Genomic DNA, 20506 nt, shown 5'->3' with positions numbered 1-20506 from the left:
GCTCTCACCGGTTGACCTCGGCCGGTTGGCGCTCGGGGGAAGTGTGACGATACCTACGAGCCAGTTTCACCTCGATCCGCTGGAGGTGTTCGCCCACGGTCCCCGGCGAGATTCCGAGACGGTCGGCGAGTTCGCGGTGGGTCGTTTCACGCGGCACGGCGTAGTACCCCTCGTCGTGGGCGAGTTCGAAGATCTGTCGCTGCCGATCGGTCAGCACAGGTGCGCGATCGGTTCCGAACTCGAACCCGCTGAGACGTCGCAGATCGAACTCGATCCCAGCAGGGAGGCTCGCGGCGGCCCGCTGAATCGCTCGATCGCTCCCGAGTACGCGAATCTCGAGGCCGCGGTTGCCGGCGTCGCGGTCGACGTACGTTATCGGCCAGTCGACGACGATCTCGTAGTCCCGCAAGATCGCGAGGAGGTCGGTCGCGGAGCCGTCGATCAGACACTGGACGTACGCGAGTCCGCGCCCGTTCTCCCCGGCCACGTCGTACTCGAGGGCGTCGGGCGAGTCTGCGAGCAGTCGGCGCGCAGTGTCGAGGTCCCCCCGAAACTCGAGCAATTCGGCACAGCGCCGGTCGCCGGCCGGGTTCAGGTGACGGATCGCCTCGATCGACACCTCGTCGCTGCGTGCGAACGAGTCGTCGACCGAGTTAATCCGGCCGTCTGCCCACGTCAACGTGACCGTCGCGTCTCTCATACCGTCCCTCCGACGGCTCCGAGCCGCCTGATCGGTAGTCGCCCGATACTGCGATCCGTCACCTCGCAGTCAACCGAAGTCATGCGTCTCGTTTCCACGTGGAAATACAAGTACGGGAGTGTCGAAGAGCGATTCGCATACGGCCTCCCCGATTATCCGGCGAGCGCAGACGTCGTCGATGGGGACGGCCGTCAGTATATAGTAGCCACTGGAAGTCACTGCACACCTGATCGCACGAGGTGTACGCGGTTCGGAGCGTACGCGGTTCGGAGCGAACGGAGTGAGCGAGAACCGCGACGATGCGAACGGGGAACGCAGTGACCCGTGAGCTGTGCGATCAGTGTGTGAATAGTTCCAGTTGTTACTATACCTTATACTACCGGCTGTAAGTCATTCAAGATTCTCGCCGCTCCGGTGTGGCGAGAGTCTTGACACAGTTACAGCCGGCAGTATTAGTCGCTCGCAACCGTACCGGGGGATATGGTAACCACGCTCTCTGCGGACCGACTGGCACAACTCCAGGACGAGGACGCCGAATTCGCCCTCGTCGACACTCGTCCGGCGGACAGTTTCGAATCGTGGCACGTCTCCGGTGCGATTCACTTCCCGTTCGGACCCGAGGAGGAACTCGACGGCCGCCTCGAGGAGTTCGAAGAGACCGTCGGGGACGTCGACCGCGTGATCACGATCTGTGCGAAGGGGATCTCGTCTGGCAACCTCGCGACGCAACTCGAGTCGGCGACCGACGCCTACGACGTTCAGGCCGTCGGCGACGGCATGAAAGGCTGGAGTGGCGTCTACGATCACGTCGAACTCGACGTCGAAAGCGATCTGGTCGCGATCCAGATCCAGCGACGCGCGAAAGGCTGTCTGAGCTACGTCGTCGGCTGCGGGGAGACCGGCGAGGCGGTCGTCGTCGACCCAACCGCCGACGTCGAGGAGTTCGAGATCGCCGCCGCCGAGGCAGATCTCTCGATCGTCGGGGTAATCGACACGCACGTCCACGCAGACCACGTCTCCGGCGGCCGCGAACTGGCGGACAGTCTCGGGGTGCCGTACTATCTCGGCGAGCGTGCGACGGAACGCGGCGTCGAGTTCGAGTACACGCCCCTCGAGCGAAACGAGGTCCTCGAGGTCGGAGACCGGGAACTGAAGGCCCTCTACACGCCCGGGCACACGAGCGAGATGATCTCCCTGCTCGTCGACGGCTCGGCGCTGTTGACGGCCGATACGTTACACGTCGACTCGACGGGACGGACGGAACTCGAGTTTAGCCAAGACGAGGGCGAGCGCGGCGCGAAACTGCTCTACGAGACGCTCCACCGAACGCTCCTCGCGGAACCCGAGGGGATCGTCGTGCTTCCAGGTCACGTCACCGTCACCGCCGACGGCGAGTTCGCCCACGGCGCGCCCGGCGAGGAAATCGCGACCACGGTCAGAGACGCCCGGACCCGGATCGACCTGCTCGACCTCGAGCGAGAGGCGTTCGTCGATCGGATGGCCGACGCCGGCGAGAAGCCGGCGAACTACGAGGAGATCATCGAGCGTAATCGCGGCGCGCTCGAGATCGCGCCCGAGGACAGGGTCGAACTCGAGTTGGGACCGAACAACTGTTCGGCCTGATACGGACTATCGTACGTCATTCTGTAGGAACGCAGATCGGTCGTGGTCCCAGCGATATATCGGTACGAGACAGCGATATATCGGTACGAGAGACCGTACGAACACACCCGAGGGGGTCACCGGCGCCGGTGTTCGGTGTCGGGAACGTCAGGACCGACGCTCACCGATGGCGTCCCGAATTCGGCCGGGAACGTCGAGCAACGCGAACCCGGCACCGAACAGGACCATCAGGACGTAGACGCCGAGCGTCGACGTCCAGACGACGAACATCGCAAGGATCGCCCAGATCCCCTCGAGGTAGTAAAAGGCCGCGATGGCGAGGGCGGTTCCGTACAGCAAGACGATGTACGGTCCCCAGTCGCGGGCGTGGCCCCGCCGGATCCGGCGGCGAACGTAGCGTTTGAGGTCTCCCTCGAGGGAGTCCCGCTCGACGGTCCGGGATTCGACGTTCTCCTCGAACGAGTCGACGCGATCCCGGAGCCGCTCGATTTCCTCTCGAAGCGCCTCGGGGTCGTCCGATCGGTCCCGCGTTCGACCGCTCGAGCGCGGGCCCGGCGGCTGCTCGTCCGGATCCGAACGGTCCTGCGTGCCCCCCTCGTCGGCACCCGTGTCGTCGTCGGTCATCGCTTCTGAGTCGACCTGTCGGGGTCCGGGACTTTGTAGCTGCCGATCCAGTTCACGGTCGGCGAGGACTGCGTTGAGCACCGCGCCGAAGACGAGGATGATCGCGCCGACGTACAGCCAGATGAGTACGAGGAAGACAGCCCCAAGCGCCCCGTAGAGGGCGTACCCGGTGGCGAACTCCGCGTACAGCGAGAACGCTCGACTCAAGACAAGCCAGCCGATCGCAGCGACGACCGTCCCCGGAATCGCTTCCCTGACGGTGACGTCCGCGTCGGGAAAGACGACGTACAGCGGCAGAAACGTCACGACCAGTCCGAGCAAGATGAGAACCGGCCCGAGCAGACCGAGTTCGATGATCGGAAGAAACCGGATGATCACCTCGAGTGCGGCGACCAGCGCGAGACCCAGCGAGATGACCAAGAAGACGATGGTCGCGTCCCAGAACGTATCGAGAAGCGACTTCGATGCTTCGGTCCCGTATACCTGCGAAAACGCCCGGTCGAGACCGCGAAGAACCCGACTCGAGCCCCAGAGAAGCCCGAGAGCGCCGACGATGGTCGCGCCCTGTCGGCTGGTATCGTCGAGGACGGTCTCGGCGAGCAATTCCTGTGCCGAGGGCGTGAGAACGTCACTCGCCGCCGCAGTGAGTTGATTCGCGAGCGCCTCGCCGCCGATCGAGGCGGCGATGCCGAGTGCGAGCAACATCAGGGGAACCAGCGAGATGAAGCCATAGAAGGCGACACCGGCCGCGAGTAGCGTCAGCTGTCGGGTCTGGACGACTCCAAGGAGTCGCCGGGCGAACTCGAGTCCGTCGCTGTACTCGACCACGGGAAACCATACGTGAGCTGCGATCAAATAGGGAGGGACCGTTTATCAGCAGTTTCGAGGCGGAGCCTCCGTCCTCGAGCGGGATTTCTTGTCCGACGGGCGTTCCTGTCTCCCGTCTCACACGAGACCGTCTTCGGTCGCCTCGCGAATCTCGTCGACGCTCGCGTTCGTCTTAAACGTCGTGCCGCCGTAGTGAGCACGAGAGGCAGAAAAGCCCGCGGCTCGCAGATCCTCGAGAAAGTCCTCCATCGCGTTCGCGGGCAGCCCCCAGTTTCGACAGAGCTTGTGCTGGTCGTAGTGAGTCGGCTCGTCGAGTTCCGCCTCGAGGGTCCGACAGAGTTCGCGGGCCGTCTCCGCGGTTTCGAACGAATCGGGTACTTCCTCGCGAACCGCGGCGACGAACGCCCGGTCTCGAACGGGGCCGAGCCAGATCGGACCCGCCGCAAGCACGCGCTCGCCCTCGCAGTGCGGACACGTCTCGAGCGGATCCGCGATCAGTCCCTGACTCGTCTCCCGGTAGAGACAGTCCTCGCAGTGAGAGAGATAGCCCAGTTCGCCGATCGCCGCGTCGGCCGACGTCGCTTTGTGCTCGAGTTCGAGGTACGTCCGGACGTAGTGGCTGGTCGCGTGAGTCAAAAGCGGTTCGACGCCGACGTCGAAGCGACCGCCACTGCGGGCGAGCGCGGAGAGAAGGATTCGAACGCCCATCTCGGCGTGGTAGTCGGTGTTTCGCGGAACCGCCGAGTACGAGCGAACGCCGCTGTTGAAGTGTGCGCCACACAGCGGTGCGGTGTCGGTCGCGGTCACGCAAACCAGATCCCTGCAGTTCGCGAACGCGGCGTCGGCAAAGGGCATCGGCGTCCCGTACGGATCGAGATCGATCACGTCGAACGTCGAGTCGTGCATGAGCGCGTTGACGTTTCGGTGTTCGACCGTCGCCTCGAGGCCGTTTCGCTCGAGATTCTTCCGGGCGAGATCGATCGCATCCGCCTCGACGTCACAGCAGGTCACGTCCCAGCCGTCGGCCGCGGCGCGGACGCCCCGGATGCCGCTTGCGGTCATCGCGTCGAGGTACGTCTCGGCGCGCTCCTCGCGCTCGCGGTAGGCTCGCAGCGTCGCGATCGTCAGATCCCGGTTCAGTTCCTGTCGCGGATTGTAAAACACCGACTCCTCGATCCCCTCCGTCTGTTCGCCGGGGACCTCGAGTTCGATCCCGCCCTCGGTGACGCGCATATCCCTTCTCGGCGACAGCGGGCGAAAAACGGTGTGGTCTCGAGCGCTCGCCGGAGATCGACCCCGGTTTCGAGTGCCGACGGACCGAACCCGACAACCAAACGGATTTTACAGTTCGGTACGGATGATCCGACGTGTCGGAGACGAATCCCGTCGAACGCTGGCAGGCCGACCTCGAGGAGGCCGGCGAGTTGACGCCCGAGATCGTCGAGCGCATCTCGCTGCTCCACGGCGACCGCGGGGTTCGTGCCATCGAAGCCGTCGGCGAAAACCGCGTGAAAGCCTACCGGGATTTCACCATCGTCGTCGGCTACGACGACGAGTACATCGTCGAGGACGGCGGTTGTACGTGCAAGGACAGCGAGTACAACCTCGACCCCGAAGATCCGACGGATCTGTGCTGGCACGCGCTCGCGGTGGCGATCGCCCGCCGCGTCGGCCACGTCGATTACCACGACATGTGGTACTCGGACGTCCGCGAACTGTTGTGAGACGAATGTATCGCCTCGAGAACCGGCGGTCCGCTCACACGGTCTCGTGTACTGATTACCGGTAGGACCGCGACCGATCTGCGGGCCTACCAGAAATGACGGACAGCAATCCGTAGCAGTCTGTGTCACGCTCGCGCTGTCTCTTTGTCACGTCACTCGAACCGTACTCGTGTTTGATAGGATTTCTCCCCGATACGCATACCTACGTGCCGTGTTGTTCACCGAAGGCGGGAGAAACGACCCTCGGCGGATCGGTCTCTGTCACTCTCTCGAGGGACGAACCGTCACCCCACCGCCTCGAGCGGCCCGGATAAAATCACGACGCGGTGGCCCTCGCACTCGAAGCAGTTGGTGACGGCCGGGGGAGACTCGAGCGACGGGACCTCCGCGTCGGCGGTGCGACGTCGGACGGAGGCGAGTGCCGTTCGGCGGCGGCCCTACGGGCCGCGAAGCGAGCAAATGCCGTGTCGAGCGCCGTGTTCGAACGACGGACAGGTTCGTTTAACTGACAGTGTTCCGTACGGCCGATATGGCGCTTTCAGATTCCGTCTCCGCCGTCACCGCGATCTTTCGCAATCGGCCCGGGGACTTCCTCCCGTTTTACCTCCTCGGGGCTGCCGTCCCGGCTATCGTCCGAGTCATCCCGTTCGCGGCCATCCTCGTCGGCTACCTCTACCTCGAGGCGACGGGCCGACTCGAGGGGCTTCCCGAACAGCTGGCCGGGATCGAGACCACGCCGCCGGACCCCGACGCGAGCGACGCGGAGGTCGAGGCGTGGGCCGAACAGTTCGTTCCGATCGTCGAACAGTTCGTCACGTTACCGACGATCGCCCTCTTTCTCGCGGCGGTCGTAATCAGCCTGCTCGTTCTGTTCGTCCTGTACGCCGTCGTCGCCGCCGGACAGCTCGCCACCTGTGCGGCCAGAGTGCGTGACGAGCGAGGAGTGGTCGCGGGAATCGCGGGCGTTCGACGGTACGGCCTTCGGTTTCTCGCCCTCTTCTTGCTCGAGTTCCTGCTGTGGACGATCGCGATAGCCACGGTGGGAATCCTCGCGGTGATCGGTTCGATCGTCGTCGCGGCCGCCTCGCCGCTGTTCGCGATTCTCGTCGCGTTTCTCGCGGGACTGGTCCTGCTCGCCGTGTTAGCGGTCATCCGGGCGCTGTTCGCGTTCGCGCCGGTCGCGGTCGTCGTCGACGACGCCGGCGTCTTCGCCTCGCTGTCGAAGACGGCTGGGTTCGTCCGCGCACGTCCGATCGGTGCCGCGTTCTACTACGTCATGTCCGTCGGGACGCTGCTCGCGATATCGACCGTCTCGGGCGTTCTGGTACTCGTCGAGATCTTTACGCTCGTTTCGCTCGTCACGATAATCGTGGTGCTCCCCGTACTCGACGCGCTGAAGACCGCACTCTACACGCAGTACCGGGGTCGACTCACCCCGCCAGCGTCGCCCGAGCGGTCAGTCCGGGCGCAGATCCGGGCCGGTATCGGCCGCGGCTGGCGCGAGATGGTCGCGTTCGTGCGTGAGACGCCGGGAACGCACGCCGCCGTCGTCGCCCTCGCGCTCGGATCGTTCTGGGTCGGCTGGGAACTCGCCGGCCCGTACGCCGAATACATCGACGCCTCGATCGACGCCCGTCTCGAGGGGATCATTCCGCCGGCGTTCGCCCTCGAGCTGTTCGGCAACAACACGATGGTCGCGATCACGACGGCGTTCAGCGGCGTCGCCCTCGCGATTCCGGCGCTCGCCTCCCTGCTTTTCAACGGCGTCTACATGGGAGCGGTCTCGCGATTCGAGGTCGACCCGACACAGCTTCTCGCGTTCGTGATCCCCCACGGCGTCTTCGAGATCCCCGCGATCTTCGTCGCGAGCGCGCTCGGGATCTGGCTGGGCGTCGTCAGCTGGCGCGCGTTTAGGGGGAGCATCGATCGACCGACGTTCGCCGACGCCCTCGAGCGCGCGTTCTGGGTGCTCGTCGGCGTCGCCCTCCTGCTCGCGGTCGCCGGCTTCGTCGAGGGCTTCGTGAGTCCGTTCTACTTCCGGCTGTTCCTGTGATACGGGTTACTGTACGTCGTTTCCGGCGCATCCGCGACCCGGATGGCGGGTGCGCTGGGGGGACGTCGGGACAGGACTCCGAACGAGTCCGGGGAGTTGGTCGTCGATCCAGTTTCCGCGACCGGAACTGGCCGGCCACAGCCTGAAGACTGCGGCCGACCGAGCACCCGTATGGACTCGAGCATCGATTACGAAGAGCTCACGGCACGCGTTCGAACGCAGTCGAAAGACGCTGCCGGCTCCGACACCGACCGCGTCGTCATCCGCTCGCTCGATACTGTCGACCCCGACGCGCTCTCGACGCTCCTCGAGACTGCAGAGAGCGAGGAGGTCGCACGCGGCGACCTCGAGTTCGTCCTCTCGCGGGCGAACGTCGACCGCCTCCTCGAGCGCGAGTCCGAGATCGACGACCGCGCGGAACTCGAGGATCGAATCGGTCGTCCGATACGGGCCGAAGCGGGAATGCCCGACGACACGATCCTCTTGCTCTCCCCGGAGGCCGTCGAGGACGAAGAAATCGTCCGGCCGGAGGCGATCGCCTGCGGGATTCTGGGCGCAGACGCCTGAGGCGGATCGTCGTCACTGGTTGTGGGTTCCCACCCTGTGTGCGGTCGTCCCGGAACTGATCGACAGCCGTCCGTGCGCCGACAGTCGTCCGTGTGAGGGACCTGCTACGCTGATACGGGTTACTGTCCGTCAGTTCCGACACACCCGCGACCCGGGCGGCGGGTGCGCCGGGACATGGTACAGCAATCCGTGTGAGACGCTCGAGGAGCTAGATCCGCGAGAGCAACGCCTTGAGGTGATCGGCGGAGAACAGCGACGTCGGCCGGTCCATGTGGACGCCGATCTCGCCCGACAGCGCGCCGAGCCCGACGTGCTGGACGGGTTCCGGGGCCGAGTACATCCGCCGGATCAGGTGTCCGAGTTTCATCTCTCGCTCTAAGTCATCGCGCCAGGCGTGTTCGTAGGCGGCGAGCGTCGACGGCCTGTCGGGATCGATCTCGCGGGCGGCGTGGTCGGCACAGCTCATCCCGTAGAGGATGCCACCGCCGGTGAAGGGTTTGGTCTGGGCGGCCGCGTCGCCGATCAGGAACGCTCGGCGCGTCGTCACCCGATCGGGCGAGCCGATCGGAATCGCCCCAGAACACCGATGGGAGACGTCGATCTCGTAGCCGTCGATCAACTCCTCGAAGTGTTTCGTCACCTGGACGCCCGGTGGCGCGGCGAGGCCGTACTCGACGCCCGCCTCGCCGCGGGGGATTCGCCACGCGAAAAACGTCGGCGCGGTGAGGTGGACGTCGACGAAGTCTGCGTGATCCTCCTCGTTGGAGAACGCGAGTACGCCGTGGAGCAACTCGCCGGGTTGGGGCAACTCGAGGGCGTCGCGAACCCTCGAGCGCGGTCCGTCGCAGCCGGCGAGCATCTTCGCCTCGAACCGTTCGGTGCCGTCGGGACCGCTCACGTCGACTTCGACGCGGTCACGGCGTTCGCGAACCTCGGTGACGGTGTGCCCTTCGCGGACGTCCGCCCCCGCACGGCGCGCGAGGTCGGCGAGGTGGCGATCGAGTTCGACGCGGTCGATGACGTTCGAGGCGGCTTCGCGCTTGTAGAACGGGTAGGCGTCGCTGTGGGGCCCGCCGACGTGAAAGCGCGCGCCGAACACCTCGTTTTGAAACAGTTCCTCACGCACACCGTAATCGGTAAACTCCCAGATGTCGGTGCTGACGTGACCCGAGCAGGCAAGCGGCGTTCCGATCTCTCCCTTCTCGAGAGCGAGCACGTCGAAGCCCTTCTCGGCTGCTCGTCGGGAGAACCGCGCCCCGGCCGGCCCCACCCCGACGACGACGAAGTCGTACATGTCCATCACGTTCACGGCGGGCGGTAAATATTCTTGCTACGAGTGTCGCGCATCGATCTTGCTACGAGTGTCGCGCATCGATCTTGTTACGAGTCCCGCGCGTCGAACGCCTCGAGGATCCGCAGACACCGTTCCGTCTCGCCGTCGAAGCGCTCGAGTAACGCCCGCATCTCCGCTTTCGTCGCCTCGGTGGCGCGGACGTGGACCATTCCCTCGTCGGGCTGGCCGTAGACGACGCTCGCGCCGGTCGGCGCGGCGACGATCGCCGGGAGTGCGAGGAGGTCCTCCTCGCCGTCGACGAGGACGGTCGTCGGCTCCTCGAGTGCGAGCGCCTCGAGCAGCGTCCGGACGGCGTCAGCCGAGATTTCGGCCGGCGGGTTCACCGCCTCGAGATCCGGTTCGGCGGCGACCCGGGCCTTGATTTCCTCGTCGACCTCGCGGCGCTTGGTTCGTTCGTCGACGAGTGCGACGTCCGGTTTGCGACCGGCCCGAAGGAGGTGGTCGGTGACGACGTCTCCGACGGCGATCAGCGGGCCGTCGACCGACTCGAGGAGGACGTCGGCCGCCGTCTCGACCGGCCCCATCGGCTCTTTGAACTCGCTTCGGAGCGAATCCGGGAGAAACAGCAACGGCTCGTAGCCGGTGTCGTCACTGGCGGTCCCCGCGGGGGGTCGGTCGTCGTCGGTCACGGCTACCGGACCTTCAGCGCGTACGCGCCGGGTTCGGTGACCTGCATCTCCGTTGCGATCTGGCTCTCCTCGGGGTGGGCGATGACGACGTAGCCGGCCCAGTCTTCGGTCAGCGACGAGGAGTTACAGGCGTCGCAGGTCTCGTTGTCCGGATCGTTGACCCGGTGACACTCGCGGCAGACGAGACGGTCGGATGCCATGGTTACTCACCCGCTGTGGCTTCTTGCTTTTCGTGTTCGTCTTTGAGCCATCCGTGTTTGCCCAGTCCCGGCTGTTTCGCCGTCAGCCCGATCTTCGAGTCACGCGGGTTGCGCTCGTCGATGCTTTTGGTGACGATCCGGGCTCTGACGGCGTCTTCGACGCCGAGCGTTCGGTTCGATTCGTTCGAAGCGAGTTGCTGGTTCTCGCGATCGTAGGCGAGGTACTCGTCGCTGATCTGCGAGACGTGGAGCAATCCGTCGACGGGGCCGATGCCGACGAACGCGCCGAACTCGACGACTTCGACGACCGTGCCGTCGACGACCTCCTGCATCTGCGGATCGAACGTGACGGCGTCGAAATCGGCCTCGTAGTAGACGCCGGGTCGGTTCGGCAACACCGTCCCCTGACCGATGTCGTGAACGTCGGTGATGGAGACGACGCTGCCTACCTCCTCGTCCATGCGTCCCTCGAGTTTGTCCTGCAGCAGTCGCTTTACGAGGTTCGGCGAGACGTCGCCGAGTTCCTCGGGCGGTACTTCCACCGTGTCTTTCAATCTGACCCGTTTGTACATCTATGGTCGAGTGATCGCTAACTTGTTTCTCCCGCGTAATGCAATTACCGGTACACCCGTCTCGAGTACCCGGTCGCGCAGCGGGCGATCGTTCGTGACGACGTAGTCGATGGTTCCCTCGCGGGCGAGTTCGACCAGCGCGTCGTCGGCGTACGATGCCTCCGTATCGACGACGAGACAGCGTTCGGTGGCCAGATCGTGGCCGACGTTCGCCGCCGTCCCCTCGGTTCCCCCTTTCTCGGCCAGCCGCCGGAGTTCCTCGACGACCGACTGGGGTGTCGTGAGTTCGCACGAATCGAGAAGGCGCTCGAGTTCGTCGAACAGCCGCACGTCGAGTTCGACCGGCATCATCAGCGCGCTCGTATCGAGGGCGACCCGCGTACTCATTCTCTGTACTCGGTCATCGAACCTAGCCTTGCAACGTTCCGAGCCCGATCAGCCGCCAGCGCGCACCGATCCGACGGTTGATCGCGATCTTCGCGCCGGGTTCGGCGGAGACGGGCCGTTTGAGGTTGACCTCGCACTCGCCTTGCCGGGCGCTGGTGACCGCCCCGACTGTCGTCGCCGTGCCGACCGTCATCATCAGGGGCTCGCCGGTGGTGATCTCGTCGACGGTCTCGCCGCCGTCGACGCCGACGACTCGATCGAGCAGGTCGACGGTCATGGTGAACTCGTCCCACGTCGGTGGGACCGTTCCCGGCGGTCCGGCGATCCGACCGGCCAGGGCGTCGCCTTTGGTCAGCGACGGATCGAGACCCGTTCCGACGCCGAGCAGGCCGCCCGGCGTGACGCTGTCGGCGGTTTCGCCGCCGGCCTGCAGCGATCGGATCGTCGTCTCGATCGGTACGTACTCCGACTGGCCGCCCTCTTCGATCTCGCGGCCGGGACGGATTTCGATCTCGTCGTCGACCTCGAGTTCGCCCTGGACGAGACTGCCGCCGAGGACCCCGCCGGCGAGTTCCGCCGCCGTCGTTCCGGGTTTGTTGATGTCGAAACTCCGGGCGACGTGCATCCGGGGGTCCGCGTCGGGATCGCGATCCGGCGTGGGAATCTCCTCCTCGATCGCCTGAATCAGCAGGTCGATGTTGACCTCCTGTCCGGCGGAGATAGGTACGACGGGAGCGTCTTCGGCGACGGTCCCCTCGACGAACTCTTGGATCTCCTCGTAGTTGCTCCGGGCGGTGTCGGCGTCGACGAGGTCGATCTTGTTCTGGGCGATGACGATGTTGTCGATCCCGATGATGTCGAGTGCCATCAGGTGTTCTTCGGTCTGTGGCTGTGGGACGGGTTCGTTGGCACTGACCACCAGTACCGCGCCGTCCATCAGCGACGCACCAGACAGCATCGTCGCCATCAGGGTTTCGTGGCCTGGGGCGTCGACGAACGACACGGTCCGAAGCGGCTCGCTCGACGAGCCGTCCGGACACTCCTCTGAAACGGTGTAACACTCGGGTTCGTTCACGTCGGGACAGTGGCGAAACGTCGCGTCCGCGTAGCCCAGCCTGATGGAGATACCGCGTTTCATCTCCTCGGAGTGCTGGTCGGTCCACGAACCGCTCAACGCTTGCACCAGCGTCGTTTTCCCGTGGTCGACGTGACCAACGAGCCCGATGTTCACCTCCGGTTGTCGATTTCCTTCCATAAGACGGTGAGTAATCTTGGATAGAGGTTCCGCCGTGCGCTTGATAAACCTACTGTTCTGGAACCGCTCGAGTCCGAGACGACCGCCGACCCGACGCGTGACGAATCACGGACGGCGGAGGTCCGACGACCGGACGACGGAGGCGCTGACGGTCGACGGACCTCCGCTCGAGCGACGACTACCCGATCGGCCCGCGGTCTGGCGACACGGCAGTCGCTCCGATGCACTATCAACTAGGTTACAAAATTGGAGTTGAGCGAACGCTTTAGACCCGTGACAGCCTGTATCGAATATGAGCCGATCCGACGTCTCGAGCAGTCACGCCGACGATCGAACGCTGCTCGAGTGTACAGACTGTCTCGAACCGGCGGACGCCTTCGCGCTCGTCGGTGACGAAACGCGACTCGCCATCCTCGAAGCACTGTGGGCGGCCGACGAACGACCGGTATCGTTCTCGGAGCTTCGACGGGCCGTCGGGATGCGCGACTCGGCCCAGTTCAACTACCACCTCCAGCAACTCACCGGCCACTTCGTCAGGAAAGTCGAGGAGACCGGAACCGGCGGCGCCGGAGCGAGCGGCTACGAGTTCAAACACGCCGGTGAGAAGATCGTTCGGTCGATCCTCGCCGGGTCGTTCACCGAGTCCCCGACCCTCGATCCCTTTTCGGTACGTGGGGCGTGCGTTTCCTGTGGCGGGTCGCTCCGAGCACGGTACGCGGACGAACAGTTCACCATCGAGTGTCGCGACTGCGAGCAGCGTCACGGACAGTACCCGTTCCCGCCGGGCGGGTTGAACGATCGCACCCGCGAGGAAGTCGCCGAGGCGTTCGACCACCGGGTTCGCCACCTCCACTGTCTCGCGGCCGACGGCGTCTGTCCCGAATGTAACGGCCGGACGAACGCCGAAATCGTCGAGGGAGGCGAGTGCTGTCTCGGCATTGGCCTCCGGGTCGACAACGAGTGTGAACAGTGTGGCCACACGCTGTGTTCGGCCGTGGGGCTTCGTTTGCTCGATCACTCCGAGGTGGTCAGCTTTCACCGCGAACGCGGAGTTCACCTCGACGAGCGACCGTACTGGACGCTCCCCTGGTGCGTCTCGGACCGGTACACCCGCGTCTTAGAGCGCGACCCGTACCGCCTCGAGGTTCGGATCCCCCTCGCGGGCGACGAACTCCACGTCGAGTTAGACGACGATCTGGACGTCCTCGAGACGCGCGTTCGGACCGTCGAATAACGAGGCGGATCGAATCACGAGTTTCGCTTCGACGACGTGCGGTTCCCATCCTCCACGCAAACGTTTCCACCCCCGACGCAGACGCCCCCGATCGTCACCGCCTTACTGAAACGAATTTCAGTACGGCAGCCAACATAAATGTATTTCAGGTTACACTTATTCTCCGTGGGGACCTCCGTTCGGACGAAGGCCATGAGATCGACGTCATCCCGGCGCGTTCCACACCGGAACGACTCCACGAAGCCGCCAGACGGACCGGCCGCCGAACTGCTGATTACCGTCGGAAGTCTCGGACTGCTGATCGTCGCCGCCCGAGCCGCGTACTGGGTGTTCGAGTTCACCCGCGGAACGGGCCCGTTCGCGGTCGCGTTTGCGATCGTCACGGGGGTCGCGGTCGTCGTCGCCGTTCCGATCGCCGGACGCGCCGTTACGAACTGGTTTCGACGCGGCCCCAACGGCCGTCGTTCGACGGCCTCGAGCGCCGACTCCGCCGTCGATTCGCCGACCGACGTGGATTCCCCGGCGTCAGAACCCGACCTCCCGCCGGCGAGAACGGGATCGAACACCGCGTCCGATCGGTAACCGGTCACCTTTTCTCGTCGCCAGCCCTCGTCTCCGCTCGTGTCCGAGTTCGCGTTCGAACTCGAGCTCTGTGCCCACCTCGAGTCCCGCCGCGAGGAAGTTCTCGCCCGCCAACTCGGCGCGAGCGTCGCGGATCCCGGCGGGCGGATCCTCGACGTCGTCGCCGTCGAACCCGGGCCGGGGTTCGACGACCGCGCGGCGATCACGAGCGAGACGATCCCGGACGCGGCGATCGAGTCCGCGGTCGGGACCGGTCGGGCGCGCTACTGGAAGGAGGCGTTCGCGGACGACTGCCACCCCGATCACGCGCGGCGGGCGACCGAGCGGGCCTGCGAAATCGGCTTCTTCGAACGCGAACTCCGAAACGGCCGCGAGTACGTTCGACAGGTCGCCCGCTATCCGGAGTGGGCCGACCGCATCGTCGGGATCGAGAACAAACCCGACCTCGGGCGACCGGGCGACCTCGAGTCCCAGTTGCGAACCGACGTCAGCCTCGCGCTGGTCGACGAGGTCGTCCTCGCGACGGAGAGTTACGTCACGCGTGCGCACCTGAACCGGATCCCCGAGGAGGTCGGCGTCTGGCGCGTCCACCGCGACGATCGGAGAGACGAGGAGACGAGAACACTCGAGATCGACGTCGTTCGCGAGCCGACGGAACTGCCGGTCGACGAGCCGGGGGTCGAACCGCTCGAATTTCGTCCCGGTCGGACCGAGATCGCCGTCGTCTCGGCCGACGCGAAGGCTCGATCCCGCCGTCGCCTCGCCGAGCGGGCCTACGGGAAGGGATGGCGGACGTACGAGATGCCCGGCTGTGGGGCCTGTTCGCCCACCGACGCCGACGATTTCGGTGCGACGCTTCCGTTCTGTACCTGGAACGGACGGCTCGTCGACGCGGCCTCGGAGTGTGGACCCTCGTGCCCGGGGTACGAGCCCGCCGACGCCTCGACAGCCGATCTCGAGGGCGAACGCGACCGTCGGACGCCGTGGAAGGCGGATCCCGACGGGAGACGTCGACGGCAGTCGGGACTGGACCGGTTCAGTTGACGATCACGACGTGGTTTCCCGCGCCGGAAGACGGGTCGACCGGGGTCGAATTCAGCCGTAGTGAGTCTCGAGGTAGTCGACGATTTCGTCGCTCTCGTAGAGCGCCTCTTTCCGAGCGTCGTCGACGAGGTAGGGAGTCTGTGCCTCGCCGCCCAGTTCCACGAGTTCCCGGTGTGTTCGCTCGTTTACCACCTCGTCGTCGGGGGTTCGGGGATTGTGAACGACGTACGAGACGCCGAGTTCGGTGAGCTTCTCGCGGACGTCCGCGGAGTGAGGACAGCCCTCCGCCTGATACAGTTCGAGCATCGGTGGCTACTGCCACGGTCACGGTCGTAACCGTTGGCCATGCACCTGAACGGAAGTTGGCCATGCACCTGAACCGGAGGACGCCCACGACCGTGCGATCAGAAGGTGTACGTTTACCGAGCGATCAGAGGGTGTACGTTTCTCCGTCGAGGGCGAGCGGATCCTCGAACGCTTCGTCGGCCGGGTAGAAGTGTGCAGCGTGGACGAGTCGCGTCCGGTCGGCGTTCAGTTCCTCGGCAAGCGACAGCGCCCCCTCCCGGGTCATGTGTTTGGTTCCGAACGTTCGCGGGACGCCGTCGTCGTCCAGGTGGCGGCCGCCGATCGGGTGGTACTCACAGAGGTGAGCCGGAACGATGGCGTCCGCCAGCAACAGATCGGGATCGGCGAGGACCGCTCGAGAGCGATCCGGAATGCCGTAGCTCGTATCCCCCGTTATCGACAGTTTCCCACCGGTTTCGGGGTCTTCGATCGAGACTCCATAACAGACCAGCGGCGGGTGCTCGACGGGAACCAGCGTCAGGTCGAACCCACAGACGCGGACCGACTCGAGCGGGGTCGTCGGATGGACCGAGAGCAGGTCGAGGTAGTCGTAGTTCGAGGCGACCGTCTGGGCGACGCTCTCGCCGGTCTTCGGATCCGTTTCGTCTGCCGCGTACACGTCGAGCGAGTCGAACACCCGGAACGCGTTCCCGAGGCCGTCGAGGTGATCGAAGTGAATGTGCGTGACGACCGCGGCGTCGGGAAGCGGAACCTCCTCCCGGAGAAACTGCGTTCGAAAGTCGGGACTGAAATCGATCAGCAGGGACTCTCCGAGGCGTTCGTTCTCGACGTGAACCGAAAACCGCGTCCGCTCGAGCCCGCGGTCGCGAGCGGTTTCACAGGTTTCACAGTCACAGCCGACGGTTGGCGTCCCCGTCGTGTCGCCGGTCCCGAGCAGCGTTACACGCATCGATTATCGACCCTCCCACCGGCCGGCCGTCTTCGATCCGGGTTCGGGCATACACGCGACCCGTTCCGGCGTCCACGGCGATTTCCCGTGCGGTTCATCGTCCATTACCCCCTCATTCGAAGGCGGTGCATAAGGGTGTTCGGCGCTGTGAGGACCGAACGTGGTTGGCAATACACCGTTTCTCGGTAACGACGGTTCCGGAAACGACGGTTCGCGATACGGGGATCATTCTTCTGTTGGCTACGATACTCCCGACCTGCCGACGCGGTGAGGAGACGACGCTCGAGGATCGGACGTTCCGACGCGAAGCGAAGGGTCAAAAACGATTTTGAGCGACGGAAGTAGTTAGATACTAGCGAGACGAACGATTCGGTACGACCCCCCGCCAACCCATGTCACGACTCCTTCCCACGACGACGAACGCCTCGACCGATCGAGCGGACGATCCATCGCTTCTGTGTCTCGACGACGAGCGAACGAGCGACGTTCTCGCCGCGCTCTCTTCGGAGACCGCGCGGACGATCTTCCGGGAACTGAACGAACGACCGCTAACCGCCGCCGCTCTCGCCGATCGACTCGACATGTCGATTCAAAGCGTGAGCTATCACCTCGAGAACCTCTCAGAGACCGGCCTCATCGACGTCGCCGACACCTGTTACTCCGAGAAGGGCCGAGAGATGGACGTCTACACCGTCTCGGAGGAGCCGCTGATCCTCTTTCTCGGGACGGAAGACGACCAGCCGGGGCTCCGGGTGGCGTTTAAGAACCTCGCTGTCGCCGTCGGACCGGCGTCGATCCTCATCGCCGTCTGGGAAACGATCGCCCGCTTCGTCGGTTCGGATGGGAGCGCGTGATACGATCTACTGTCCCGGTTTACCGAGACACCACACTGCGAAGCCGTACACAAACGACCCTCGCCGTCGTTTAACTATGGCTACACTTATATGGGTCGGCGGGTGCGTCTCGAGTTGATGGTCGAGCGATTCAGACGACGGGAGGACGTCGACGGCTGTGCCTGCCTCGAGTGCCGAGCGGTCACCAGCGGTGCGATACGGCGAGGCGTCGGCGACGTCCTCCTGTGGTCGGTCGGCTTCCTTCGGAAACGCCCGTCGGTCCCGCTCGTGTTTCTCGCGCTCGGACTCGTCCAGGTTCTCGGCTACGTCGGTCCGTTCGGGCTCGAACTGGCCGCGTCGGGGCTCGTGTTCTTCGGTGCCATCTTCGCCCGGGGGTACGCCATCACGATCGTCTCGGGGGAGCTAGCCGATCGACGATACACGCCGAAGACGGCGGCCGGACACACGCTCCGGCGGCTGCCGGCGGTGATCGCCACGATGATAGGGACGTTCGTCGCGACGATGGGAGTGATGTTCGTCGGCGTCTTCGTGGGAATTGGCGTCCTCGTGAGCGACAACCTCGTGTTGAGTGCTCTCGGAACGCTCGGCTTGCTCGTCCTGTTCGTCCTCTTTATCGTCGTCGTCGTCAAGTTCGTCCTCGCACCGGAGGCGGTCGTCGCCGGTGGCTACGGCCCGATCGCCGCGCTCCGCGTGAGCTGGGAACTCGTCTCGTTTCGGCGACGGACCACGATCGCACTGATCGGGCTCGTGATCGCCGTCGTGACGACGTTTGCTCTCGGCGAGATCGGTGCCGCCGCCGAGCCGTATCCGGTCGTCGGCAGCGACACGGCGTCGGCCGTCGTCTTCGGCGGGAGCTCCGTCCTGACCTACCTCTCCTCGGCGGTCACCAGCTTCGTCCTTTGTCACGTATACGTCCAGGGCGTCCTCGAGTGAGCGACGTGCACCGCTCAGAGAAGTGATCGATGACTGGCGGGAAGGTTCGGTTTCGCCGTCTGGGACACACAGCGATCGCGTCGGCAGGAGAGGCTCCTCGGAACCCGTTCAGTGGTCGTGGCTGTGATCGTGGTCGTCGTGGCTGTGATCGTGGTCGTCGTGGCTGTGATCGTGGTCGTCGTGGCTGTGATCGTGGCCGCCGTCGCTCGCCTTGCCGATGTCGCCACCAGCGACGAGCGCGTCGTGGTCGCCCTCGATCATGTCCATGTTCTTCAGGCTGTCGCGTTCCTCGAACTCCTCGACGGCGTCGAGGAGGTCCTCCTGGGTCAGGGTCGTCCGATCCTCGGTCAGCGCCTCGAGGACGGCCTCCCGAAGCACCATTCGAAGGTCGCTTCCGGTCAGCCCTTCGGTGATTTCGGCGATAAGCTGGGGGTCGAACTCCTCGATGTCCATCGTTCGAGTGATCACCCGGAGGATGTCCGCCCGCATGCCGTAGTCGGGTTTGGGGAAGTTGATGATCTCGTCGAAGCGCCGCCAGGCGGCGTTGTCGAGTTGATCGGGGTGGTTCGTCGCGCCGATGAGGAGAACGTCGTCCTCGATCAGCGAAATGTTGTCGATGCTCTTGAGCAGGGTGTTGACCGCCCGCTTCAGGGCAGCGTGTTCGTCGCTCCGGCGAGTCTTGGCGACGAAGTCGAACTCGTCGATAAAGAGGATACACGGCGAGAGTCGCTTTGCCACCTCGAAGGTCTTGTCGACGTTTTTGGCCGTCTCGCCGAGATACTGGGAGGTGATCATCGAGAGTTTGACCTCGACGAACGGCAGATCCATGTCCCTCGCAAGCGCCTGGGCCGTCGAGGTCTTCCCGGTCCCGGGCGGCCCGACGAACAGCAGCTTCCCGATCTCGCGTAGCCCGATGTTCGCGAGGTAGTCTCGGTGTTCGATCGCCTTCGCGATCTTGTCGATTTCGGCCTCCTGACCCTCGGTCAAGACGAGGTCGTCGAGGGTGATGTCGACCTCCTCGGGCGCACGGACGTCCACGAGGTCGAGCATCTCCTCGTCCTCCTCGTCGTCGAAGTACTCCTCGAGTAAGCCGTCGATCCAGACGCGATCCGCCTGAATCGGACGGTTTCGATCCCGTGCCTCCTCGTGGGTGACGTCGAACTCGAACTCGTCGTCGTCGGCAAAGCGCTTCGCGAGCGTCGGGTTCTCGCGCAATCGGTCCTCGCCGACTCGTTCGGCGAACCACCGTTCGGCCATCTCCCGCTGTGCGAGGGTGATGGTTCCGGAGAACTCGTCGCGCTCGGTGAACATCAGCTCCGAGACGGCGTCCCAGGGTCGCTCGACGCCGGTCGCCCGTCGCGTGAGTGCGTTCGTTGCCGAGAGCGGGCGACTGATACCGGCTCGTCCGTCGCCACTCCGGGCACGGTCGTCGTCGCTCCCTTCGTCTCCCGTTCCGCCGCTACTCCAGAATACCCGACGATACGACGGTGGGAGGTCGTTCTCATCTAGCGTCCTGTCGTCGGAATACACGCTCGTCGTGAGCAAAAACTCGACGACATCGAGCGCCGCATCACTCATTCCGTAACCGTACCGTCCACACGCTCTTAACGGCGTCGTCCTGTCTACCGTGTGTGATTGCGTACCGATGGACAGCTGCCGGTCGTCGAACACCCACGTCGCGGCACAACGACTTTCGTCCACCGGCACACACTCAGAGATATGAACGTCCTAGTCGGTCTCGGTGGAAGCGACGAATCCATCAAGACACTCGAGCAAACGATCGAACGCACCCAGGAGATCGGCGACGAGTTGACCGTCGCCGTTCTCGAGAAGCCGGAATCCGAACGCTCCCAGGCGGAGATGTACGACACGGCAGCCGCGTTGCTCGACGACGCCGACCTCGAGGCCGAAATCGTCAGGCTCGAGGGAGATCCGGGGAGTTCGCTCGTCGATTACGCAGAACAGGGCGAGTACGATCAGCTGGTAATCGGCGGTGGAACGTTGAGTCCGATGGGCAAGATCCAGCTCGGCCCGATCACCGAGTTCGTCCTGTTGAACGCGCCGACGACCGTCAAACTGGTTCGATAA

Annotated in this window: 22 protein-coding genes; 10 read left to right on the top strand and 12 right to left on the bottom strand. The window is 64.7% G+C overall.

The features are described from left to right. Positions 1-4: 4 nt before the first annotated feature. A complete protein-coding gene (locus tag EA473_RS04810) occupies positions 5-700 on the bottom strand; it encodes a helix-turn-helix domain-containing protein (protein ID WP_124194532.1) in 696 nt (231 codons plus the stop codon). A gap of 480 nt (positions 701-1180) precedes the next feature. Between EA473_RS04810 and EA473_RS04805 the strand changes: the two genes are divergently transcribed. Further along, positions 1181-2323, top strand: coding sequence for an MBL fold metallo-hydrolase (locus EA473_RS04805; RefSeq protein ID WP_124194531.1), 1143 nt, complete (start codon positions 1181-1183; stop codon positions 2321-2323). 147 nt (positions 2324-2470) lie between these two features. Here the strand turns inward: EA473_RS04805 and EA473_RS04800 are convergent, their stop codons facing one another. Further along, positions 2471-3775: a YihY/virulence factor BrkB family protein gene (locus EA473_RS04800; RefSeq protein ID WP_124194530.1), complete on the bottom strand. Its 1305-nt coding sequence runs from the start codon at positions 3773-3775 to the stop codon at positions 2471-2473. Between the two features lie 117 nt (positions 3776-3892). Beyond that, positions 3893-5008: a tRNA (guanine(26)-N(2))-dimethyltransferase gene (locus EA473_RS04795; RefSeq protein ID WP_124194529.1), complete on the bottom strand. Its 1116-nt coding sequence runs from the start codon at positions 5006-5008 to the stop codon at positions 3893-3895. A gap of 134 nt (positions 5009-5142) precedes the next feature. Here EA473_RS04795 and EA473_RS04790 point away from each other — a divergent pair, with 134 nt between their 5' ends. From EA473_RS04790 to EA473_RS04780, 3 genes are all read left to right on the top strand, one after another. Beyond that, entirely contained in the window at positions 5143-5499 is a 357-nt protein-coding gene (locus tag EA473_RS04790; protein ID WP_124194528.1) for a hypothetical protein, read from the top strand. A gap of 529 nt (positions 5500-6028) precedes the next feature. Next, the gene (locus EA473_RS04785) at positions 6029-7552 is read left to right on the top strand and encodes a stage II sporulation protein M (protein ID WP_124194527.1); all 1524 of its coding nucleotides are present in this window, start codon (positions 6029-6031) and stop codon (positions 7550-7552) included. Between the two features lie 171 nt (positions 7553-7723). Then, entirely contained in the window at positions 7724-8119 is a 396-nt protein-coding gene (locus EA473_RS04780; protein WP_124194526.1) for a hypothetical protein, read from the top strand. A gap of 208 nt (positions 8120-8327) precedes the next feature. Here the strand turns inward: EA473_RS04780 and EA473_RS04775 are convergent, their stop codons facing one another. The 6 genes from EA473_RS04775 to EA473_RS04750 all read right to left on the bottom strand — a co-directional run bounded on the left by EA473_RS04775 (position 8328) and on the right by EA473_RS04750 (position 12516). Beyond that, a complete protein-coding gene (locus EA473_RS04775) occupies positions 8328-9413 on the bottom strand; it encodes a geranylgeranyl reductase family protein (protein ID WP_124194525.1) in 1086 nt (361 codons plus the stop codon). A gap of 86 nt (positions 9414-9499) precedes the next feature. Further along, on the bottom strand, positions 9500-10102 hold the full coding sequence (locus tag EA473_RS04770; RefSeq protein WP_243645185.1) for a GTP-dependent dephospho-CoA kinase family protein: 603 nt from the start codon (positions 10100-10102) through the stop codon (positions 9500-9502). Positions 10103-10104: 2 nt separating this feature from the next. Continuing rightward, complete coding sequence (gene spt4 / locus EA473_RS04765) at positions 10105-10302, bottom strand: transcription elongation factor subunit Spt4 (protein WP_124194524.1); 198 nt, start codon at positions 10300-10302, stop codon at positions 10105-10107. Between the two features lie 2 nt (positions 10303-10304). Further along, positions 10305-10874, bottom strand: coding sequence for a DNA-directed RNA polymerase (locus tag EA473_RS04760; protein WP_124194523.1), 570 nt, complete (start codon positions 10872-10874; stop codon positions 10305-10307). Further along, positions 10875-11261 (bottom strand): PIN domain-containing protein, encoded by a 387-nt coding sequence (locus EA473_RS04755; protein WP_124194522.1) that lies wholly within the window; start codon positions 11259-11261, stop codon positions 10875-10877. 22 nt (positions 11262-11283) lie between these two features. Then, positions 11284-12516: a translation initiation factor IF-2 subunit gamma gene (locus EA473_RS04750; RefSeq protein WP_124194521.1), complete on the bottom strand. Its 1233-nt coding sequence runs from the start codon at positions 12514-12516 to the stop codon at positions 11284-11286. A 292-nt stretch (positions 12517-12808) separates the two neighbouring features. Here EA473_RS04750 and EA473_RS04745 point away from each other — a divergent pair, with 292 nt between their 5' ends. The 3 genes from EA473_RS04745 (at position 12809) to EA473_RS04735 (ending at position 15376) form a co-directional block, all read left to right on the top strand. Next, complete coding sequence (locus EA473_RS04745) at positions 12809-13750, top strand: winged helix-turn-helix domain-containing protein (protein WP_124194520.1); 942 nt, start codon at positions 12809-12811, stop codon at positions 13748-13750. 192 nt (positions 13751-13942) lie between these two features. Continuing rightward, complete coding sequence (locus EA473_RS04740) at positions 13943-14332, top strand: hypothetical protein (protein ID WP_124194519.1); 390 nt, start codon at positions 13943-13945, stop codon at positions 14330-14332. Positions 14333-14371: 39 nt separating this feature from the next. Continuing rightward, on the top strand, positions 14372-15376 hold the full coding sequence (locus EA473_RS04735; protein WP_124194518.1) for a DUF5787 family protein: 1005 nt from the start codon (positions 14372-14374) through the stop codon (positions 15374-15376). Between the two features lie 51 nt (positions 15377-15427). On the opposite strand, the gene EA473_RS04730 is transcribed toward EA473_RS04735, so the two are convergent. Together EA473_RS04730 and EA473_RS04725 are read right to left on the bottom strand one after the other, a co-directional pair. After that, positions 15428-15682: a glutathione S-transferase N-terminal domain-containing protein gene (locus tag EA473_RS04730; RefSeq protein WP_124194517.1), complete on the bottom strand. Its 255-nt coding sequence runs from the start codon at positions 15680-15682 to the stop codon at positions 15428-15430. Positions 15683-15806: 124 nt separating this feature from the next. After that, positions 15807-16631: an MBL fold metallo-hydrolase gene (locus tag EA473_RS04725; RefSeq protein WP_124194516.1), complete on the bottom strand. Its 825-nt coding sequence runs from the start codon at positions 16629-16631 to the stop codon at positions 15807-15809. 392 nt (positions 16632-17023) lie between these two features. Here EA473_RS04725 and EA473_RS04720 point away from each other — a divergent pair, with 392 nt between their 5' ends. Both EA473_RS04720 and EA473_RS04715 read left to right on the top strand, forming a co-directional pair. After that, positions 17024-17485 carry an ArsR/SmtB family transcription factor gene (locus EA473_RS04720; RefSeq protein ID WP_124194515.1) on the top strand — a complete coding sequence of 154 codons (462 nt, stop codon included), beginning with the start codon at positions 17024-17026 and terminating at the stop codon, positions 17483-17485. Positions 17486-17602: 117 nt separating this feature from the next. After that, positions 17603-18418: a hypothetical protein gene (locus EA473_RS04715; RefSeq protein ID WP_124194514.1), complete on the top strand. Its 816-nt coding sequence runs from the start codon at positions 17603-17605 to the stop codon at positions 18416-18418. A gap of 108 nt (positions 18419-18526) precedes the next feature. On the opposite strand, the gene EA473_RS04710 is transcribed toward EA473_RS04715, so the two are convergent. After that, positions 18527-19996, bottom strand: coding sequence for an ATP-binding protein (locus EA473_RS04710; protein WP_124194513.1), 1470 nt, complete (start codon positions 19994-19996; stop codon positions 18527-18529). A 141-nt stretch (positions 19997-20137) separates the two neighbouring features. Here EA473_RS04710 and EA473_RS04705 point away from each other — a divergent pair, with 141 nt between their 5' ends. Beyond that, positions 20138-20506 carry a universal stress protein gene (locus tag EA473_RS04705; RefSeq protein ID WP_124194512.1) on the top strand — a complete coding sequence of 123 codons (369 nt, stop codon included), beginning with the start codon at positions 20138-20140 and terminating at the stop codon, positions 20504-20506.

The organism is Natrarchaeobius chitinivorans (assembly GCF_003841505.1).
Lineage (GTDB): Archaea > Halobacteriota > Halobacteria > Halobacteriales > Natrialbaceae > Natrarchaeobius > Natrarchaeobius chitinivorans.
Note: the sequence above shows the minus strand (reverse complement) of the source record. Positions and strands in the feature narration are given on the sequence as shown.

Excerpts from the sequence above, each read along its gene's own strand:
- EA473_RS04715 (WP_124194514.1), top strand. The coding sequence starts at position 17,603 with ATGGTCGAGCGATTCAGACGACGGGAGGACGTCGACGGCTGTGCCTGC.
- EA473_RS04705 (WP_124194512.1), top strand. The coding sequence starts at position 20,138 with ATGAACGTCCTAGTCGGTCTCGGTGGAAGCGACGAATCCATCAAGACA.
- EA473_RS04725 (WP_124194516.1), bottom strand. The coding sequence starts at position 16,631 with ATGCGTGTAACGCTGCTCGGGACCGGCGACACGACGGGGACGCCAACC.
- EA473_RS04785 (WP_124194527.1), top strand. The coding sequence starts at position 6,029 with ATGGCGCTTTCAGATTCCGTCTCCGCCGTCACCGCGATCTTTCGCAAT.
- EA473_RS04805 (WP_124194531.1), top strand. The coding sequence starts at position 1,181 with ATGGTAACCACGCTCTCTGCGGACCGACTGGCACAACTCCAGGACGAG.
- EA473_RS04795 (WP_124194529.1), bottom strand. The coding sequence starts at position 5,008 with ATGCGCGTCACCGAGGGCGGGATCGAACTCGAGGTCCCCGGCGAACAG.
- EA473_RS04720 (WP_124194515.1), top strand. The coding sequence starts at position 17,024 with ATGTCACGACTCCTTCCCACGACGACGAACGCCTCGACCGATCGAGCG.
- EA473_RS04710 (WP_124194513.1), bottom strand. The coding sequence starts at position 19,996 with ATGAGTGATGCGGCGCTCGATGTCGTCGAGTTTTTGCTCACGACGAGC.
- EA473_RS04730 (WP_124194517.1), bottom strand. The coding sequence starts at position 15,682 with ATGCTCGAACTGTATCAGGCGGAGGGCTGTCCTCACTCCGCGGACGTC.
- EA473_RS04740 (WP_124194519.1), top strand. The coding sequence starts at position 13,943 with ATGAGATCGACGTCATCCCGGCGCGTTCCACACCGGAACGACTCCACG.
- EA473_RS04755 (WP_124194522.1), bottom strand. The coding sequence starts at position 11,261 with ATGAGTACGCGGGTCGCCCTCGATACGAGCGCGCTGATGATGCCGGTC.
- spt4 (WP_124194524.1), bottom strand. The coding sequence starts at position 10,302 with ATGGCATCCGACCGTCTCGTCTGCCGCGAGTGTCACCGGGTCAACGAT.
- EA473_RS04810 (WP_124194532.1), bottom strand. The coding sequence starts at position 700 with ATGAGAGACGCGACGGTCACGTTGACGTGGGCAGACGGCCGGATTAAC.
- EA473_RS04750 (WP_124194521.1), bottom strand. The coding sequence starts at position 12,516 with ATGGAAGGAAATCGACAACCGGAGGTGAACATCGGGCTCGTTGGTCAC.
- EA473_RS04780 (WP_124194526.1), top strand. The coding sequence starts at position 7,724 with ATGGACTCGAGCATCGATTACGAAGAGCTCACGGCACGCGTTCGAACG.
- EA473_RS04775 (WP_124194525.1), bottom strand. The coding sequence starts at position 9,413 with ATGTACGACTTCGTCGTCGTCGGGGTGGGGCCGGCCGGGGCGCGGTTC.
- EA473_RS04760 (WP_124194523.1), bottom strand. The coding sequence starts at position 10,874 with ATGTACAAACGGGTCAGATTGAAAGACACGGTGGAAGTACCGCCCGAG.
- EA473_RS04745 (WP_124194520.1), top strand. The coding sequence starts at position 12,809 with ATGAGCCGATCCGACGTCTCGAGCAGTCACGCCGACGATCGAACGCTG.